We start from the raw sequence: 17,572 nt of genomic DNA, 5'->3' as shown, positions 1-17,572 counted from the left end.
GCGCCGCGTCGATGCGGTGCCCTTTGCTGTTCTCAAGACGCGTGCTTCATGTGCTCGTCCTGATTGACCCGCCCCGAAAACTCGCGCCTGTACCGCATCGGCGAGGTTCCGAGCCGTGCGGCGAAATGCTGGCGCAGCGACGTGGCGCTGCCGAAGCCCGCTTCGAAGGCCACCATGTCCATCGATTTGTCCGTCTGCTCCAGCAGCCTTTGCGCAAGTGCCACGCGCTGGTCGGCGAGCCAGTCGCCGAAACTGGTGCCGATCGAGTTCTGGAAGCGACGGGTGAAGGTGCGGCGCGTGAGGCCAGCCCTATCGGCGACGCTGTCGAGACAGTGCGTTTCGCCGAGCGTTGCCCGTACCTGGTCGAGAGCGCGCGTGAACCGGTCCGCGTTCGGCGTCGGCGCAAGCGGGCGCTCGATGAACTGTGCCTGTCCGCCTTGCCGGTGCGGCGAGAGCACAACATGGCGGGCAAGCCGAAGGGCGGCCTCCGCGCCATAGCGGGCGCGCACGATGTGCAGGCAACAGTCTAGCCCGGCGGCGACGCCGGCCGACGTGATGATGTCGCCGTCGTCGACATAGAGCACGTCCGCGTCGATCGCGAGATCGGGATGCAGCGCCTGCAACCGGTCGGTATAAGCCCAATGGGTGGTCGCCTTGCGCCCGGCCAGCAATCCAGCGCCGGCAATGGCGAAGGTGCCGAGGCACAAGCCGACGATCAGCGCGCCGCGCCGATGCGCGCGTCGCAGCGCATCCTTGAACGGCGCGGCCAGCGGAGCCTCGAGATCCTTCCAGCTCGGAATGATGACGATGTCGGCCTCGTCTAGCGCGGAAAGTCCATGCGGCACCAGGATGCTCAGCCCGGCATCGGTATGAATGGGTCCCTCCTCCATCGCGCAGACACGGAAGTCGAAGCGCGGCAGCCCAAGCTTGGTTCGATCGGCGCCGAACACCAGGCACGGCACGGAGAGATGAAACGGGCTGATACCGTCGAAGGCGACGGCGGCGATGATCGGGTTCTTCATGACAAATATCGTTCCGTTGAAAGTCGAATGTCCCAATTCTTTCGAATGATGTCAATCGGGCCACTTTCTGGAGCCGAACCAGCCGACTAGCTTTGACCCATCAACACGATCGAAAGGAAACCGCCATGTCAGCTCCCGCCACCCAGCCACGCCGCGCGCTTGTCGTCGTCGATGTTCAGAACGACTACAATGGCGGCAATCTCGCCATCCAACATCCGCCATTCACCGAGACGGTCGCCAATGTTGCGCGCGCCATGGATGCCGCCGCGGCGGCCGGCATCAAGATCGTCGTGGTCAGGCAGATGGCGCCCGAGACCTCGCCGATCTTCGCCAAGGGCAGCCATGGCGGCGAGTTGCATCCCGAGATCGCCAGGCGCGGCCGCGACCACTATGTCGAAAAGACGCTGCCTTCGGCCTTCACCGGCACGGATCTCGAGGCCTGGCTGCGCGCCAACGCCATCGATACGATCGCGGTCGTCGGTTACATGACCCACAATTGCGATCTGTCGACCATCATCCACGCTGTTCATATGGGCTTTGCCGTCGAGTTCCTTTCCGATGCCAGCGGCTCGGTGCCCTATGCCAATAGCGCCGGCTATGCATCGGCCGAGGATATCCACCGGGTGGTGAGCGTCGTCTTGCAGTCGCGCTTCGCCGCGGTGCTGAAGACCGCCGAGTGGATCGATTGCCTGAAGACCGGCGCTCTGCCTGAGCGCGACACGATCTATGCATCGAACCAGCGTGCCTTGCAGCGTAATGCCGCCTAGCTTGAACCGCTTTCGAACGGCAAGGCGCCGCCAGGGTGCGGCGCCTTTTTCTTGGCGCCAAATATCCAGCAGAGCGTGAGCCATTTCACGGACGTCGCTCCGGTATTTTCGGAAAGTCACCGCGCATGTGAGTAAGCGCGGTTGGCTTTTTGGGGGCTGGATTGAAGGCGCGCGTTGCACGAACCATGGTCGTCCTGGCCCTCGCCGTCGGCGCGGCGCTGCTGCCATGGCCCGCTCTTGCGCAAGTCCCGCCGCATGCGCCGGGGACGATCTGCGTCACCCAATTCTTCTGGTGCTGGGCGCAGCCGCCCGGGCCGCCCGGCTATCCCTGCGGATGCCCGTCGCAATATGGCTTCGTGCCGGGCTATCTGGGCTAGTCGTCGGGGGAAGCGATGACGACGTCCCACGATCCTCTTGTCTCAGGGTTGCTCGCCGACGCCAAGCTGGTTGCCGGCTATGGCCGCTACGGCGTGTTCAAGGACAGCGCCCTCTTCGCCGCCATCGGCGATGCGGAAAAGCTCAATGGCGCGACCGCAAGCCAGCCCGAGGTCGTCAAGCTTCAGACAGTGTTCAACGATTGCTCCAACACCGTGCCGTTTTCCACGCTGGCCGCGCTCCGCACCGGCTGGTCGCCCGGCGACATGTCGCGGCGGACCGCGCTGGCAACCTATTTTCTGATCGCCCTGTCGGTGACGATGATGATCGTCATCGGCAAGCTGACCTATGTCTACAACAGGGGCGTTTCGATCAATGCGGAACTGCAGGAGATCGATAACAACGATTTCAGCGCCCGGTTCGGACAGTCGATCCGGCAGGTCTGGGCGACGAAGAAGCAATTGAGCTCGGCCGCCGCCCAGCAGGCGTCGGCGACCGATCTGACGCTTCTCAAGGATGCCTACTACAATTCCGTCGACAGCCTGCATTCGCTCGATCAACGTTTTTCCTCGCTGCTGGTGCGGGCGCAGGGGTTCATGACACAGGAAGCGCCATTCCCGCTCTGGGGCATGCAATGGGCCTATTGCAAGCTTTCGGCTTCGTCGGCCAACGCGGGCGCGCCAATCGATTTCTCCAACCCCCGGCAGATGGCCATAGACCAGTTCTGCGGTCAGCAAATCGCGCTGGCGCAGCAGCAAAGCGGGGCCGGGAACAGCCAGCCGCTCAAGCAGTCGGATTTCGATTGCAGGAACAACGGCAATACCGAAGGCGGCACGCAAGCCGTAAGCGCCACCGGCATCGCCGGCCAGGCCGAAGATGTGAACGCGGATTTCGATGAGGCGACACGCGATCTGCAGTGCGAAGGCGTCATCACCATCACGCCGAATTCGATTTCGACGCTGACACTGCAGGCCAAGACGCTCAGCGAGGTCCTCAGCCCCTATGCGCTCTGGATCCTGCCCGCGCTTTACGGCGCGCTTGGCGGCATTATGTTCCACATGCGCATGATCCTGAACCCGCTTTTGCCCAATCCGCCGCTGTCCCGGCTCATTCACCGCATCGCGCTCGGCGGGCTTGCCGGCATGATCCTCGCCTGGTTCATGGCGCCTGGGACCAAGCTCGGCGGCGAGGTGACCGGCATAGGATTCAGCCTGTTCACCTTCGCTTTCCTGTTCGGCTTCAGCCTCGATATTTTCTTCGCCATCCTCGACCAGTTCGTCTCGATGTCGGTCGCCGGCATCAAGAAGTTCGGCTCGCCCACGGTGGCATGAAGGCCGGCGAAACAAAAAGGGCGCCGCGATGAGGCGGCGCCCTTGGTCGTTCAATTCGAACGAAGTTTTAGAACAGGCCCTCGATCTGGCCGGCCTCGTTCAAGAAGATCTTTTCCGAAGACGGCGCCTTGGGCAGGCCGGGCATGGTCATGACCTCGCCGCAGATGATGACGACGAAGCCGGCGCCGGCCGAGAGCCTGACCTCGCGCACCGGCACGGTGTGGCCGGTCGGCGCGCCGCGCAGGTTCGGGTCGGTCGAGAAGGAATACTGGGTCTTGGCCATGCAGACCGGCAGATTGCCGTAGCCGGCTTCTTCCCACGCCTTGAGCTGATCGCGCACCGACTTGTCGGCGATCGCTTCCGAGCCGCGATAGATACGCTGGACGATGGTGTTGATCTTCTCGAACAGCGGCATTGCGTCGGGATAGAGCGGCGCGAACTGGGAGGCGCCGGATTCGGCGAGCGCCACCACCTTGTTGGCAAGGTCCTCGATGCCGGCCGAACCGTTGGCCCAGTGCTTGCACAGGATCGCCTCTTCGCCCATCGAGGCGACATAGTCTTTCATCGCCTGGATCTCGGCCTCGGTGTCGGAATAGAAGTGGTTGATGGCAACCACAGCCGGCACGCCGAACTGGCGGATGTTCTCGATGTGACGGCCGAGATTGGCGCAGCCCTTCTTGACCGCCTCGATGTTTTCCTTGCCGAGGTCTTCCTTCTTGACGCCGCCATTCATCTTCATGGCGCGCACGGTCGCGACGATGACCGCAGCGGAAGGCTTCAGGCCCGCCTTGCGGCATTTGATGTCGAAGAATTTCTCGGCACCAAGGTCCGCGCCGAAGCCGGCTTCGGTGACGACATAGTCGGCGAGCTTCAGCGCCGTCGTGGTGGCGACGACGGAGTTGCAGCCATGCGCGATATTGGCGAACGGGCCGCCATGCACGAAGGCCGGGTTGTTCTCCAGCGTCTGCACCAGGTTGGGCTGCATGGCGTCCTTCAACAGCACCGCCATGGCGCCGTCGGCCTTGAGGTCGCGGGCATAGACCGGCGACTTGTCGCGGCGGTAGGCGACGATGATGTCGCCGAGGCGCTTCTCAAGGTCCTTGAGATCGGTGGCCAGGCACAGGATCGCCATCACTTCCGAGGCGACAGTGATGTCGAAGCCGGCTTCGCGCGGATAGCCGTTGGCGACGCCGCCGAGCGAGCAGATGATCTCGCGCAGCGCCCGGTCGTTCATGTCCATGACGCGGCGCCAGGCGACGCGGCGGGTGTCGATGCCGAGTTCGTTGCCCCAGTAGATGTGGTTGTCGATCAGCGCCGAGAGCAGATTGTGTGCGGTGGTGATGGCGTGGAAGTCGCCGGTGAAATGGAGGTTCATGTCCTCCATCGGCACGACCTGCGCGTAGCCGCCGCCGGCGGCGCCGCCCTTGACGCCGAAATTCGGGCCGAGCGAGGCTTCGCGGATGCAGATGATCGCCTTCTTGCCGATGCGGTTCAGGCCGTCGCCGAGGCCGACGGTGGTGGTGGTCTTGCCTTCGCCGGCCGGCGTCGGGTTGATGGCGGTGACCAGGATCAGCTTGCCGTCCTTGTTGCCCTTGACCGACTTGATGAACTCGGCCGAGATTTTTGCCTTGTCGTGGCCGTAGGGCAGAAGGTGTTCGGTCGGAATGCCGATCTTGGCGCCGATCTCCTGGATTTGTTTTTTCTTGGCGGCGCGCGCGATCTCGATGTCGGACTTCACTTCGGCCATGACGGCTTTCCTCTGGATTGGGCGTTGGAAGGGACTGTTTTGATCAATTGTGCATGTTTGGAACGCCGCACGGGCGCAAGGGTGTTTTCTAACCCTGTCGCTGCCTGGGCGTCAACTTTCATGCAACTATGTTTCCTGTAAAGAAAGAATATTGCTGTTCCCGGTGCGACCCTGTTCGGGTCTTCGACCCCAGTCGTTTGCGGCGTATAGAAGCCAGAGCGAAGGCCGTTCCGCCGTCTCAAAACAGCCGCTGAATACGCGAAAAGCGACAGAAGCGACGGCGCAAATCCACCATCCCTGTCTTGGCCGAAGAGGCTGCTACTGCGTCAGCACGTTGCTGATCTCGACCATGTTGGAGCGCACCCGCAGGATGTAGAAACCCATCGTCGTCAGATGCGTCGGCAGGAGCCAGCCATCCTCGCGGCCATTGGCGATGATGAAGGGCTGGATGCGCAGCGCCGAGACGAATTGCTGGTCCATCGTGTCCCACAGATTCTGCAGGTGCTTTTCCTTGATCACATCCTCGAAGTCGGCCTGGGCGCCCCTCATCAGGCCGTAATAGGCGTAGAGCTGGCCATAAGCGAACCAGAAGCGGTCGTCGGCGCGGGTATCGAACCAGCCATTGTTGTGGTTTTCGGCGCGTTCCTTGAGGATGGCCGAGGTCGAGCCGATGTCCGAAGCGATGCGGTCGATATATTGCTTCAGATTGTCGGCGCGGGCGTCGAAGGTCGCCTGGCAGGTGGCGAGACGGGCGTTGAAGGAGCGCAGCTTGCGCACAGCGTCGCGATAATAGCTCGGCGTCGGCGTCTTGGGGCCGAACGGGTTCAGGCCGAAATACCAGGTGTATTCGTCGAACTGCAGATTGCCGCGCGCGTCCTGCAGGTCGGCGTCGATCTGCGAGGTCGTGCGAACGCGGCCGAGATTGTCGGCAAGCTCGGTCGCGGTGCGCCGCACCGCCTGGTTGATGCCGCGCTGGAAGGACGCCTTGTTGTCCATCCAGGGCGTGTTGTCCCAATCGATGCCGAACAGGCCGAGCTTGTAGAGGATCATCGACGAGATCCAGGCATTCTGGTTGACGTTGAAGTCCGTCAGATCGGCGGCAACCTGGGCGATGGCGGAGTTGCCGCAGGTCTTGGCCGTATCGGTGCCGCTGCCGGCCGAAACCTGCTCGCCCGCCGACACGTTCCGCTTCTCGAACGTGTAGGTGTCGGGATAGTTCGGGTTGAAATTGTTCCACCACTGGGTAGCGTAGAAGAAATTGGCGTAGAGGCCGATCAGCACCAGGAGGGCAAGACCGACCACGGCCTTCAGAATCCAGCCGCGTTGCCCGTACCAGCGGCCGACCCACATGAATGGCCACAGGATGACGCCGATGACGAAGCCGATGCCGCGGCCGATCCACTGGAATATCTGGGTGAAGAAGTTCACGATCGGGTCGAGCATGGCTGTGGCACCCCCTAGCACGATGCCAAAAAGTTGCAGACTTTTTGGATAACATCATGCGCCAAAACAATAAGTTAGAACGAAATGACGGTTCATTTCGTTCTAGTCAGTCAAGCCGTAAAGGCGCGCGCGGAACGCCGCCTTTTCCTTCAAATATGTGGTTTTCAGAACGTCCACAACATGGCTTCTCCAGGCGTCGCTGAAGCCGTCATAGTCCTTGTAGAAACCCGGCTTGTTGAAGACGTAACGCGAAACGAAGTCCTGCGGCACGAAATCCGAGATCAACTGGTTGGTCAGCCAGGCATCGGGATGGTCGGGCTTGGCGCGCACGACCAGGAATCGCTGGCGCGGCGGCACATCCTCGATCTTGAGATGGCCGAACTGGGCGATTTCGCGCTTGGCGGCATTGAGGAAGGGAAAGTTCCCATCCTGGGCGATCAGGTCGGCATGGCCGTGGATCCAGGTCTGCAGCCACACCTTGTCGACATCGGTCAGATTGCGGTTGGGCTCGGCGTCGCGGATCAGCGCGCGCACGACCATCTCTGCGCGATGCTCGAGATAGCCGGAAGCCTCGATCCATGAGGCGCGCGGCAGGTCGAGCCGGCCGGTGGCGGCCAGGAAGCGGAACACCTTGTCGGCGTCGTAGATCGACAGATAGCTCACCTGCCATGGCCGCGAGCGGCGGAAGCCGGGTGCGGCCGGATCGCCGATCACCGTCGTCATATCGGGGTCGACGAAGACGTAGAGCCCGCCGAAATGGCTGGTCCAGTAGGCGTTGTGACGGAAGATAACCTGGTCCGGCACCAGCGCGTTCTCACGGATGTCGCCGCAGACCTTGGCAAGATCGATCATGCGCTGGAGCATGGCGTTGTCGCGCCAGGCGTCGGGCTCCTGCTTCAGCCGGTCGACCAGCTTGCCGAGCTCGGCCGCCTTGCCCAGCACGTCCTCTGCCGACAGCACCTTGAACTCGACCTGGTTGATCGACAGCAGGTCCTCGATGTCGTTGACCTTGGGAACCGAGTCCTCGATCTCGCCGTAGATCACGTCCTTGATGGTCAGCGCGTCGATGGCGCGCTGGTTCTTCGACATGAACTCGAACATCAGCTGCGAGGTGTTGGAGAAGGCGGTATGCACCACCGGCAGGTCGATCTGCGACGGCGTCAGGATGATGAAGCGGCGGTTGACCTCGTTGGGGTCGAGATAGTCATAGTCGCCGCATTCCTCGGCGATCTCCGGCGAGAAGCCGGTGCGGTCGATCTGGAAGCTTGCGAGCTTGGTGGGCTCGAGGCCGAAGGCGGCAAGCGCCTTGTTGTAGCGCTGGATGAGGTGCGGCTCGTCGATGGCGAGCAAGCGGCCGTAGATCAGCTCGTTGTCGCGCAGAAGATCGGGCTTTTTGGCGGCGGGCGGCGCAGCCGCCGCCGGCGAAGGCTTACGCATTCCACGAGCCCTTCTTCTTCAATTCCTCCATCTCGCGCGCCGCCCGCTCGCGCAGCCTTGCGTCGCGCAGGAGCTTCTCCACCGCGGCATCGTCGGACTTGTCGGAATAACGGAACTCGGAATCGGCGTAGCGGTTGATCTCCTGCATGACCACGTCCATCGAGAATGGTCCGCGCAGTTCCTCGATCATCGCCTTCTTGTCGTCGTAGCTCTTGTGCATGAAGGCTTCCGGCTTCTCGAACCAGTCGTCCGGCAACTCGATATCCATGGCGCGCATCTTGATGGCGTCGGTGACGTTCTTGATCGCGCGGCCGGTGAAACGCGGCTCGGCGTCCTTGATCATGTGCAGGTAGGTGCCGACATCGGCCATGGTCTTGGGCGCGCCGTTCTCCTTCATGTAGCGCTCATAGACCTTCATCAGCCCGTCTTCCCGCGGCTTTTCGTGCTCTTCATAGGCCTCGCTCACCGCACGCTGGATCTCCTGCGCGGCATAGAGCTCGTGCTCGCCGAGCGGGATCTTGTGGTTCTTGCCGGCAAGCAGCACGAAGATGTCGATATAGTCGTCGCGGGTCTGCGGGCCGTCGACCAGCCATCGCGCGCCGGCGCGCTGGCGCAGCGCATCGTCGACATTTTCCGGATAGTTGGAAAACATGCCGAAGGAGCAGTTGCCGCGCACCACGGTGGATGCGCCGGCCAAGGCGTCCATCAAGACGCCGGTGATCTCCTGCTGGCCGGCCGAGGCGCGGTCGTCGGAACGGCGCGCCGCCACCTGGTCGATGTCGTCGATGGTGCCGAAGCCGATGACGCGCGGATTGAGCACGTTGTTGATGAACTGGCGGCAGTTTTGGCCGGACTTGCCCTGATAGGACGAGATCTGGTCGACGCCCAAATTCTCGTAAGCAAAAGGATAGCCTGCGACCTGACAGTAGCCATTGACGAGGCCGGCGATCATCTGGATCAGCGTCGTCTTGCCGGTGCCCGGCGCGCCGTCGCCGATGAAGGTGAAGAGGAAGCCGCCAAGCTCGACAAAGGGATTGAGCTCGCGCTCGAAATCATAGGCCATCAGCATCTTGGCCAGTTTGACCGACTGGTATTTGGCGATGTGGTTGCCGACGACCTCTTCCGGCTTCTTGAAGGTCATCACCAGCGGCTTGGATCGTTTGCCGGGCGCGACGTCGAAGCCATCGAGGATGAAATCGTCGACATCGATGCGGATATGCGCGTTCTCGAATGGGCCGATGCCGTCGAAGCGGCCCTTGCGCGCCAAGAGCCCGTCGATGGCGACCCGGGCAAAGGCCCGCGCCCGCGTCATCAGGTCCGCATCGTCCTTCGAGCCGGCGATCGCCTTGTCGAGACCAGCGACGATCGACTTCACCGCGTCCTGCGGGGTGTCGAACAGGAAGTCGGGTTCGGGGCTATCGTTCGGCGCCTCGCCGTCGCTGTCGATCAGCTGGAACAGGTAGGAAGCGAAGCTGAAGGCCGACACGTAAGCCGACGCCGACAGAAGTTTTTTGAACCTCGCGGCTTCGTCGCCTTCGAGTGGCGCGCGGACGTTCCTTGCCTGCAGGCTTTCGAGGTCGGAGCCTTCGGCGAAGACGTCGGATATGGCGAGCGCGATCGCCAGGCCGCGGCGGGCGCGGTAGAGCAGCGTGTGCTGCGGGATGCTCATCAGCTGGTCGTCGGGGTGGATGGCCGCGACCGTCTTCGAGAGCTCGACCTCGCGCGTGCGGCGCACCGAACCGACCGACACGGTCGAGACGAAGCGGCGGTTGGTGCCGGCGAGCGCGGTGCCTGATTCGCGGGACGGATCCTCCAGCACGACGATGCGGGTGATGAAGCTCAGCGCGGTCGCGCGGTGCTTTTCGATTGCGGCTTCCGAGATCGTTGTCAGGCCGGTGTCCATGAAGGATGCTCCGCGGTTTGACGGTCAGACGTCGCTGATGACCTGTCCGTTGGACAGGATGTGGACCTTGTAGCCGGAAAAGATCTTTTGCGCCTCACCCGCGGCATAGAGCGCCTGGTAGGCCTCGTGCGGGATCAGCGCGTGGTTCTCGTAGCTCGACACGCCCTGGCGCGCCGCTTCGAGGTCGTCGGTGTTGATGAAGAATTCCTGCGTCGTCTTCTCACTGGAGAACAGGCCCTTGCGGCCGGGTTTCTCGGCCTTGGAGAAGACCTCCTGGATGGTCCACGTAAGCAGCCAGGCGTTTTCCGGCTTGCGCACCTTGGCCAGCACCTCGGTCACTGTCGAATTGTTGTCGGTGATGCCGGCCGAGTAGAAGGGGCCAAGCACCACGCGCCGCAGCTGCTTGGGATGCAGCGGCTCGAAATCCTTGTCGAGATTGACCGCAATCGTCGCCGGCGAGAGAGTATAGGCCGAGTTCTTCTCGGTGAAATCGTCGAAGCGGTGCGCAAGCTCCGGGTTGAGCAGGCCGTCGACGGGAAGCGGGATATCGACCTTCTCGTTCAGCTTGCCGTTGCTGTCGACCAGCTGGCGCACCATGTTTTCGGAGGAGTCCTCCACCGTCACCATATAGACCAGGGGCAGGTTGGCGCTGCCGTCGAACGTCGCCCAGTGGACGAGATAATAAGGCCGCATGGTCTTCGGGTTGACCGACACCTTGGCCGTCTGCGCCAGGGTAAACGGACCGAAGGTCGCCTCGCTCTTGACGTCCTCCAGATAGAGCCGCTCGGCCATCGATTTCTGCAGCGCCTCGGGAAACTCCTTGTGGCGCAGGATGAAGTCGGCCATTTCCTCGCGCAGTTCGCCCGCCTGCGGGATGTTGGCCAGGCGGGCATCGGCCTGCTGGCGGTCGTTTTCCAGCTCGAGCAGGTTCTGGAAAACGGGATAGCCGCTGTCGGCGCGCGAAATGCGGAACGTGTCCATGAAGCCCAGCCGGTTGCGCCAGCAGGCGAAGGACTTGTCCAGCCGCGCGATATACTCCGCGACGATCCTGGCGACGATGCCGTGCCGGTAAAGCGGCGAGCGGTCGTCGCGCATGAACACTTCCAGCCCGCTCAGCGCCTCTGTGATGGCGGAGAAATAGCGTGCCGCCGCGTCGTTTTCAGGTGTCATGTGGCTGCCGTGGAAATGAAGTCAGCGGCGCCGCCTATGACTGCACGTAGTTTGCCGAATTGTGCTTCTTCATCACATCGTCGAAGCGGCGGGCGAAGGCATCGTCGGCGAGCTTCTTGCGGCGCTGGATGTCGGCGCTGGCGACCATGTTCTTCTCGTGCATCTCCAAGAGGTCGCCGATGTGCTTCTGCGAGGCGGCGCCGATGCCGGCCATCGTCTCCTCGGCGGTGTTGTCGACCTGGCTGCCCAGCGTGTTGATCTTGTGGGCGACGTCCTGCTGGGCGGCGGTCTTCAGCGAATCTTCCAAGGCCTTGTAGAGGACGATGCGCTGCTCGGTGTCGATGGTCAGCTTGTTGATCAGCGTCGACTGCGCGGCGATCTGGTTGTTGAGCGAATCGACGAAGGTCTGGAACATCGAGGTGTAGCGCTCCAGCGTCTGGCTTTCGGCCAGCAGCTCCTGCTCCTTGGCCTGCTTTTCATTGTATTCGGTCGCCATTTTGGAGCGCTCGCCCTCAAGCTCGGTGCGCTCCTTCTGGGTCGTGGAGGCGGCGATCTTGTTCTCGATGTCGAGCAGCTGCGGGTTCAATTCCTCGATGCGCTTCTGCACCGCTTCAAGATTGGTCATCGTCACCTTGCGGCGCTCGATAACCTGGGACAGGCTGGTCTCCGAGGTCTTGTAGCGCTGGTCGAGGACCTGCTTCTGCGCCTTCAATATGCCGACGATGGTATCCGACTTTGCCAGCAGCTCCTGCAGATTGCCGGCAAGCGACATATTGCGGACGCGGTCGGTGCGCATGCGCTGCTTGCGCTGCGCCGAAAAGACACCGACGAAGTTTTCCCAGCCGGTGTAGTTCTTCATGCTTTCGAATTCGGCGCCGAAGACATTGGTGGCGTCCTCCAGCCCGATGATCAGGTCGGCGATGTTGCCTTCCATGACTTTCTGTTGCTTGAGCACGTCCTCGATGCGGGCGTTCTCGATGTCGAAATTGGCGTCGCCGATCTTCTTGTCGGCCTGGGCGAGCGTGTCGAGCACGGTGCCGGACTGCTCGATCTTGGTGCGCATGTCCTGCACGACCTGCTTGGTCTTGGCAATTTCGGCATCGAAATTCTGCAATGTCGCCATTGGGGCCTCCCGCTTCGGCATCCGTTTCCGTGTCGTGGCGGCGAATATATGTGGGGCTTCAAGGGATTGAAAGAAGGAAGACAAGGAGAAGCGTCGAAACAAAAGAATTGGTTGGATCCTTGAAAGGCAAGGCAAGCATGCGCATGGTGCCTAGTAACGCGCACCATCATCGAACAGCTTTGGCTGATATGCCTTAAGGTCTTGTTTTTGCGAACGGCCATGAAACAGCGCCGGCAAATATCTTGCCGCGGCGATGCCCGTTTCGCCGGCGCCGGTCAAGGCTTGAAGCGGTTTTCGGACGACATCCGGCTCTAGGCAGCCTTCCGGCTCAGCGGCTGACAAAACCGATGAAGTCGTCGGGCGCGGCGCGGCCCATCTCCTCTTCCCAATGCCGGCGGCAGAGCGAGACGTAGACATCCTTGCCGATCGCCACCTGATCGCCCTGTTTCGCCACCTTGCCTTCGGGACCCAGCCGCACGACCATCGTCGCCTTGCGCCCGCAACGGCAGATGGTGCGCACCTCGCGGAGGTCGTCGGCGATGGCGAGCAGCGCTCGCGAGCCGGAGAAGAGATTGCCCTGGAAATCGGCGCGCAGGCCGTAGCACATGACCGGAATATTCAGCCGGTCGGCGATGCGGGCGAGCTGCCAGACCTGCTCCTCCTCGAGGAACTGCGCCTCATCGACGAAGATGCAATGCACCGGGGCATGCCGGTGGTGCTCGGCGACCCTGGCATAGAGGTCGTCGCCGCCGCGGAACATCTCGGCCTCGGATTCGAGGCCGATGCGCGACGAGATCAATCCGGTGTCACCCTTGCAGTAATGGCCGGCGACCAACAGCATCGTCGACATGCCGCGTTCGCGATAGTTGTAGGATGCCTGCAAAAGCATGGTCGTCTTGCCGGCGTTCATCGTCGCGTAGTGGAAATAAAGCTTGGCCATAGGTGCTTTTAAGCCGACTTGCCGCCGCGCGGGGAGAGGGCACCGGCTCCGTCCACCAAAAACTCCCTGCCGTTCAAAAACTCCATGTCGCTCAAAAGGGTGTCATGTCGCTTAATGACCAGCGCGCGCCGTTCATCGTGATGTTGAACCGCTTGAAACAACATCAAAATGGTGTTTGGCTGACGAAACAAGGCGGGCGCAAGAACCGTGACTTCGCTTTGCCTTAAGAATTGCAATGGGAGAAAGTTCATGTCGCGTATGAAATCTTTCGTCGCAGGCCTCGGCCTCGCGGCGCTTCTGTCCACGACCGCCGCTTATGCCGGCGATCCTGCGAGCTGCAAGGCGGTTCGGCTCTCCGATGTCGGCTGGACCGACATCCAGGCCACCACGGGGCTGGCCTCGGTGCTGCTCACCGCGCTCGGTTATGAGCCGCAGGTGATCCAGCTCTCGGTGCCGGTGACCATGGCTTCGCTGAAGAACAAGGACCTCGACGTCTTCCTCGGCAACTGGATGCCGTCGATGACCAACGACATCAAGGACTACACCGCCGACGGGTCGGTCGAGACGATCAGCACCAACCTGACCGGTGCAGGCTACGGCATCGTCGTGCCGACCTATGTCGCGGATGCCGGCGTCAAGACGCTGACCGATCTCGGCAAGTTCAAGGACAAGTTCAACGGCAAGATCTACGGCATCGAGGCCGGCAATGACGGCAACCGCATCATCCTCGACATGATCAAGAACCCGAAGGACAACCTCGAAGGCTTCGAACTGGTCGAGTCGTCCGAAGCCGGCATGCTGACGCAGGCCGAGCAGTCGATGAAGAACAACGAGTGGATCGCCTTCCTCGGCTGGACGCCGCATCCGGTGATGGGCGCCATGAAGATCACCTATCTCGACGGCATGGGCGATAGCGGCTTCGGCGCCGCCACCGTCTATACCAATGTGCGCAAGGGCTACACCACCGAATGCCCGAACGCCGGCAAGTTCATCGCCAACCTGAAGTTCAATCTCGACATGGAAGGCGAGATGATGGACGCGATCCTGAAGGGCGGCGACGCCCAGACGGTGGCGACGGACTGGCTGAAGAAGCATCCTGACGCGGTCGCGCCCTGGATTGCCGGCGTCACCACTTTCGATGGCGGCGACGCGGCCGCTGCCGTCAAGACCGCGCTCGGAGGTTGAGCCGGCTTTGAATCCGGAACGATGATCCGGAAGAGGGCAGCCAGATAGAAAAGGCTGCCCTTTTTTCTTAAAGCGCATCGCGCTTTAAGTCTCTGTTTTACGCATGCCATTTTCCCAAAACCGCTGCACACTTTTGGGTGACATGCGTTAAGCTGCGAGAAGCTGACCGTGCGGCAAGCGCGGCAAAGCCGAGAGGGGAAAAGATGGATCCGATTTCGAAATTCCTGACCGACTACAAAATCCCGATCGGGCCGTGGGGCAAGGCCTTCTTCGGCTTCCTGACCGACAATTTCGACACCATCTTTCGGGCGTTTTCAAACGGGCTGAACTTCATCCTCGACGGGGCGGTGGATCTGCTGCTGGTGGTCCCGCCCGTGCTTCTGGCGCTGGTCATCGCGATCATCGCCTGGCTGCTGCAGCGTTCGCGGCCGCTCGCCATCGGCGTCTTCCTGGGCCTGATCTTCATCATCAACCAGAATCTGTGGAAGCAGACGGTGCAGACGCTGGTGCTGGTGGTTGCGGCCGCCGCCATGGCCATGGCGATCGGCGTGCCGCTCGGCATCTGGGCCGCGCACAAGCCGAAGGTCTACCGGGTCATGCTGCCGGTGCTCGACCTGATGCAGACGCTGCCGACCTTCGTCTACCTGATCCCGGTGCTGACGCTGTTCGGCCTCGGCAACGCACCCGGCCTCATCGTCACCATCATCTTCGTCATCCCGACAGCCGTGCGCCTCACGCATCTCGGCGTGGTTTCAGTGCCCAAGGCGATCGTCGAAGCGGGCGAGGCGTTCGGAGCCACCAAGCGCCAGCTTCTGTGGAAGGTGGAGCTGCCGTCGGCGCTGCCGACCATCATGGCGGGCCTGACGCAATCGATCATGCTGTCGCTGTCGATGGTGGTGTTCGCCGCCCTGATCGGCGCCGGCGGCCTCGGCACCGAAATCAACCGCGCGCTCGGCTCGCGCCGCATCGATCTCGGGCTTGAGGCGGGCCTCGCCATCGTCGTGCTCGCCATCGTGCTCGACCGCATGACCCGCATCGGCGTTGGAGGCAAGAAATGACCGTCGCGGTTGATTTCAAGAATGTGGACATCGTCTTCGGCGCCGATCAGGCAGGTTCGCTGGCGATGATCGACAAGGGCGCTACGCGCGCCGAAATCCTTGAGAAGACCGGTAACGTGCTGGGTTGTGCCGGCGCCAGCCTCACCGTGCATGAAGGCGAGATATCGGTGCTGATGGGCCTGTCCGGCTCCGGCAAGTCGACGCTGCTGCGGGCCGTCAACCGGCTCAATGTGGTGTCGCGAGGCCAGGTGCTGGTCAAGGACGGCGACCGCACCGTCGATGTCGTCACCTGCGACGAGGCGACCTTGCGGCGGTTGCGCCAGAAGCAGGTGGCCATGGTGTTCCAGCAGTTCGGCCTGCTGCCATGGCGCACGGTCGAGGAAAATGTCGGCTTCGGCCTCGAGCTTGCCGGCGTGCCGGAGGCGGAACGCAAGGCGCGCGTGCAGAAGCAGCTGCAGCTGGTCCATCTCGATCAATGGTCGAAGAAATACGCCCATGAGCTTTCGGGCGGCATGCAGCAGCGTGTCGGTCTTGCGCGCGCCTTCGCCACCGAAGCACCTATCCTGTTGATGGACGAGCCGTTCTCGGCGCTCGACCCGCTGATCCGCACCAAGCTGCAGGATGAGTTGCTGCAACTGCAGGCCGAGCTGAAGAAAACCATCATCTTCGTCAGCCACGACCTCGAGGAGGCGCTGAAGATCGGCAGCCACATCACGATCATGGAAGGCGGCCGCATCGTCCAGACCGGCGCGCCGGAAGACATCGTGCTTAGGCCCGCGAACGACTATGTCCGCGACTTCATCGCCAATGTGAATCCGCTCTCGGTGCTGACGGCATGGAATGTGATGCGCGATCGCCGCGATCTCGAACAGGGCGAGAACGGCTGGGTGTGGCTCGACCGGCGCAAGACGACGCGCTTCAAGATCGACGACCACGGCCTGGTGGCTGCGGCCGAACGCGACGGCAAGCCGGCGGTGTGGGTCTCCTGCGCCGATGTCGAGGGTCAGCCGGAGGAAGGGGCCCAGGTGTTCTGGGCCAACCCCGGCACGCCGCTGAAGACGGTGATGCTCGCCATGCACCGCTCGCAGACGGCGCCGGTGGCGCTGTTCGATGAAGGCTCGCGCTTCGTCGGCGCGATCGGCATCCGCGACGTGCTGAGCGCGGTGCTGCGGCGATAGGCTTCTTCGAAGGCGCCCGGGTCTCCGGTCCGGGCGCGCGGCCTGCGGCTTGTTTTCCGGTTCCTTCCCGCGCAGAATCTATCTGTTGTATGCCCATGCGCCGAGGGGGTGATGCCGACGTCGCGCACAGGGGTTCCAGGCGCGATAGCGCTATCGATGTTCGCCGGGATCTCGCTCGCAAGCGGCGCGGCGTTTTCCCAAGATTTTGTCATCGGCAATGGCGTCGTCGCCAGCCAGCAGACGATGGCCGCTGCCGGCGATACCGGCATCGTGCAGCCGAACGGGGCGATCGAGACATTCGGCGCCGGCATCGATGCCGTGCGGATGCTCAACTCGAACCAGCGGCTCACCAATGACGGGTTGATTGCAACCTTGGGCGGCGCCGCCGCCAATGTGCATTCGCAAGGCAGCAGCGCGACCATCCTCAACAACGGAGCCATCCTGGCGATAGGCGATGCCTCCATCGGCATCTTGTCGGAGGGTGGCAATGCGCACATCGTGAACAACGGCTCGATCGAAGCGTTTGGCGTCGCCACATACGGCATCATCAGCGACGCCCTGGGTGGGCGGGCGGACAACCGTGGCTTTATCGGCGTTTCAGGCACGGCCGCCGCAGGCATAATCGGCGATGGGCCGGACCTGGAGATAGACAACAGCGGCTCGATCGAGGCCCATGGGACCGCCGCCGCCGGGATCATCTGGCAGAGCAACGGTCTTCAACTGCAAAATTCCGGGTCGATCGTTGTGTCGGGGCTGGCTTCCGTCGGCATCGGCGCCAGCGGCAATGACATCGCAATTGCCAACAGCGGCACGGTCGATGTTTCGGGACAGCCTCGACAGGCATAGGCACCCTGTTCGGCAACGCCACGATCGTCAATTCGGGTTCGGTCATC

Annotated in this window: 16 protein-coding genes; 7 read left to right on the top strand and 9 right to left on the bottom strand. The window is 62.4% G+C overall.

Annotated elements, in window-relative coordinates:
* Positions 1–32 precede the first annotated feature (32 nt).
* A complete protein-coding gene (locus FJ418_RS01060) occupies positions 33–1,022 on the bottom strand; it encodes a helix-turn-helix domain-containing protein (RefSeq protein ID WP_140863143.1) in 990 nt (329 codons plus the stop codon).
* A gap of 125 nt (positions 1,023–1,147) precedes the next feature.
* On the opposite strand from FJ418_RS01060, the gene FJ418_RS01055 reads away from it, so the two are divergent.
* The 3 genes from FJ418_RS01055 (at position 1,148) to FJ418_RS01045 (ending at position 3,495) form a co-directional block, all read left to right on the top strand.
* Positions 1,148–1,789: a cysteine hydrolase family protein gene (locus FJ418_RS01055; protein WP_140858715.1), complete on the top strand. Its 642-nt coding sequence runs from the start codon at positions 1,148–1,150 to the stop codon at positions 1,787–1,789.
* A gap of 185 nt (positions 1,790–1,974) precedes the next feature.
* Positions 1,975–2,166 carry a hypothetical protein gene (locus tag FJ418_RS01050; protein ID WP_210243133.1) on the top strand — a complete coding sequence of 64 codons (192 nt, stop codon included), beginning with the start codon at positions 1,975–1,977 and terminating at the stop codon, positions 2,164–2,166.
* A 15-nt stretch (positions 2,167–2,181) separates the two neighbouring features.
* Positions 2,182–3,495: a hypothetical protein gene (locus FJ418_RS01045; RefSeq protein ID WP_140863140.1), complete on the top strand. Its 1,314-nt coding sequence runs from the start codon at positions 2,182–2,184 to the stop codon at positions 3,493–3,495.
* A gap of 67 nt (positions 3,496–3,562) precedes the next feature.
* Here the strand turns inward: FJ418_RS01045 and FJ418_RS01040 are convergent, their stop codons facing one another.
* The 8 genes from FJ418_RS01040 to FJ418_RS01005 form a co-directional block, all read right to left on the bottom strand.
* Entirely contained in the window at positions 3,563–5,242 is a 1,680-nt protein-coding gene (locus tag FJ418_RS01040) for a formate--tetrahydrofolate ligase (RefSeq protein ID WP_140645716.1), read from the bottom strand.
* Positions 5,243–5,560: 318 nt separating this feature from the next.
* The gene (locus FJ418_RS01035; protein WP_140653296.1) at positions 5,561–6,685 is read right to left on the bottom strand and encodes a DUF2333 family protein; all 1,125 of its coding nucleotides are present in this window, start codon (positions 6,683–6,685) and stop codon (positions 5,561–5,563) included.
* Positions 6,686–6,787: 102 nt separating this feature from the next.
* Positions 6,788–8,122, bottom strand: coding sequence for a DUF6638 family protein (locus tag FJ418_RS01030; protein ID WP_140863137.1), 1,335 nt, complete (start codon positions 8,120–8,122; stop codon positions 6,788–6,790).
* A complete protein-coding gene (locus FJ418_RS01025; RefSeq protein WP_140863134.1) occupies positions 8,115–10,025 on the bottom strand; it encodes an ATP-binding protein in 1,911 nt (636 codons plus the stop codon). Before FJ418_RS01025 ends, FJ418_RS01030 begins: the two co-directional genes overlap by 8 nt.
* Before the next feature lie 24 nt (positions 10,026–10,049).
* Positions 10,050–11,195 (bottom strand): hypothetical protein, encoded by a 1,146-nt coding sequence (locus tag FJ418_RS01020; protein ID WP_140863131.1) that lies wholly within the window; start codon positions 11,193–11,195, stop codon positions 10,050–10,052.
* A 34-nt stretch (positions 11,196–11,229) separates the two neighbouring features.
* Entirely contained in the window at positions 11,230–12,318 is a 1,089-nt protein-coding gene (locus FJ418_RS01015) for a hypothetical protein (RefSeq protein WP_140653306.1), read from the bottom strand.
* 328 nt (positions 12,319–12,646) lie between these two features.
* Positions 12,647–13,258 carry a thymidine kinase gene (locus FJ418_RS01010; protein ID WP_140863128.1) on the bottom strand — a complete coding sequence of 204 codons (612 nt, stop codon included), beginning with the start codon at positions 13,256–13,258 and terminating at the stop codon, positions 12,647–12,649.
* A gap of 8 nt (positions 13,259–13,266) precedes the next feature.
* Positions 13,267–13,509, bottom strand: coding sequence for a hypothetical protein (locus tag FJ418_RS01005; protein ID WP_140645724.1), 243 nt, complete (start codon positions 13,507–13,509; stop codon positions 13,267–13,269).
* Here FJ418_RS01005 and FJ418_RS01000 point away from each other — a divergent pair.
* The 4 genes from FJ418_RS01000 (at position 13,508) to FJ418_RS00985 (ending at position 17,525) form a co-directional block, all read left to right on the top strand.
* The gene (locus FJ418_RS01000; RefSeq protein ID WP_140645725.1) at positions 13,508–14,443 is read left to right on the top strand and encodes a choline ABC transporter substrate-binding protein; all 936 of its coding nucleotides are present in this window, start codon (positions 13,508–13,510) and stop codon (positions 14,441–14,443) included. The genes FJ418_RS01005 and FJ418_RS01000 overlap by 2 nt on opposite strands.
* A 203-nt stretch (positions 14,444–14,646) precedes the next feature.
* A complete protein-coding gene (choW, locus tag FJ418_RS00995) occupies positions 14,647–15,501 on the top strand; it encodes a choline ABC transporter permease subunit (RefSeq protein WP_140645726.1) in 855 nt (284 codons plus the stop codon).
* Positions 15,498–16,679, top strand: a complete 1,182-nt coding sequence (choV, locus tag FJ418_RS00990; protein WP_140676350.1) for a choline ABC transporter ATP-binding protein — start codon at positions 15,498–15,500, stop codon at positions 16,677–16,679. The genes choW and choV overlap by 4 nt, the downstream gene beginning before the upstream one ends.
* Before the next feature lie 156 nt (positions 16,680–16,835).
* Positions 16,836–17,525 (top strand): hypothetical protein, encoded by a 690-nt coding sequence (locus tag FJ418_RS00985; RefSeq protein ID WP_140863125.1) that lies wholly within the window; start codon positions 16,836–16,838, stop codon positions 17,523–17,525.
* Positions 17,526–17,572 lie beyond the last annotated feature (47 nt).

Origin of the sequence: Mesorhizobium sp. B2-8-3, from assembly GCF_006440815.1 — a bacterium.
GTDB lineage: Bacteria > Pseudomonadota > Alphaproteobacteria > Rhizobiales > Rhizobiaceae > Mesorhizobium.
This window is presented reverse-complemented; position numbering and strand designations above follow the sequence as displayed.

What these genes read in the sequence shown, in the direction of transcription:
- FJ418_RS01060 (WP_140863143.1), bottom strand. Translation starts at nt 1,022, where the DNA reads ATGAAGAACCCGATCATCGCCGCCGTCGCCTTCGACGGTATCAGCCCG.
- FJ418_RS01055 (WP_140858715.1), top strand. Translation starts at nt 1,148, where the DNA reads ATGTCAGCTCCCGCCACCCAGCCACGCCGCGCGCTTGTCGTCGTCGAT.
- FJ418_RS01050 (WP_210243133.1), top strand. Translation starts at nt 1,975, where the DNA reads ATGGTCGTCCTGGCCCTCGCCGTCGGCGCGGCGCTGCTGCCATGGCCC.
- FJ418_RS01045 (WP_140863140.1), top strand. Translation starts at nt 2,182, where the DNA reads ATGACGACGTCCCACGATCCTCTTGTCTCAGGGTTGCTCGCCGACGCC.
- FJ418_RS01040 (WP_140645716.1), bottom strand. Translation starts at nt 5,242, where the DNA reads ATGGCCGAAGTGAAGTCCGACATCGAGATCGCGCGCGCCGCCAAGAAA.
- FJ418_RS01035 (WP_140653296.1), bottom strand. Translation starts at nt 6,685, where the DNA reads ATGCTCGACCCGATCGTGAACTTCTTCACCCAGATATTCCAGTGGATC.
- FJ418_RS01030 (WP_140863137.1), bottom strand. Translation starts at nt 8,122, where the DNA reads ATGCGTAAGCCTTCGCCGGCGGCGGCTGCGCCGCCCGCCGCCAAAAAG.
- FJ418_RS01025 (WP_140863134.1), bottom strand. Translation starts at nt 10,025, where the DNA reads ATGGACACCGGCCTGACAACGATCTCGGAAGCCGCAATCGAAAAGCAC.
- FJ418_RS01020 (WP_140863131.1), bottom strand. Translation starts at nt 11,195, where the DNA reads ATGACACCTGAAAACGACGCGGCGGCACGCTATTTCTCCGCCATCACA.
- FJ418_RS01015 (WP_140653306.1), bottom strand. Translation starts at nt 12,318, where the DNA reads ATGGCGACATTGCAGAATTTCGATGCCGAAATTGCCAAGACCAAGCAG.
- FJ418_RS01010 (WP_140863128.1), bottom strand. Translation starts at nt 13,258, where the DNA reads ATGGCCAAGCTTTATTTCCACTACGCGACGATGAACGCCGGCAAGACG.
- FJ418_RS01000 (WP_140645725.1), top strand. Translation starts at nt 13,508, where the DNA reads ATGTCGCGTATGAAATCTTTCGTCGCAGGCCTCGGCCTCGCGGCGCTT.
- FJ418_RS01005 (WP_140645724.1), bottom strand. Translation starts at nt 13,509, where the DNA reads ATGAACTTTCTCCCATTGCAATTCTTAAGGCAAAGCGAAGTCACGGTT.
- choW (WP_140645726.1), top strand. Translation starts at nt 14,647, where the DNA reads ATGGATCCGATTTCGAAATTCCTGACCGACTACAAAATCCCGATCGGG.
- choV (WP_140676350.1), top strand. Translation starts at nt 15,498, where the DNA reads ATGACCGTCGCGGTTGATTTCAAGAATGTGGACATCGTCTTCGGCGCC.
- FJ418_RS00985 (WP_140863125.1), top strand. Translation starts at nt 16,836, where the DNA reads ATGTTCGCCGGGATCTCGCTCGCAAGCGGCGCGGCGTTTTCCCAAGAT.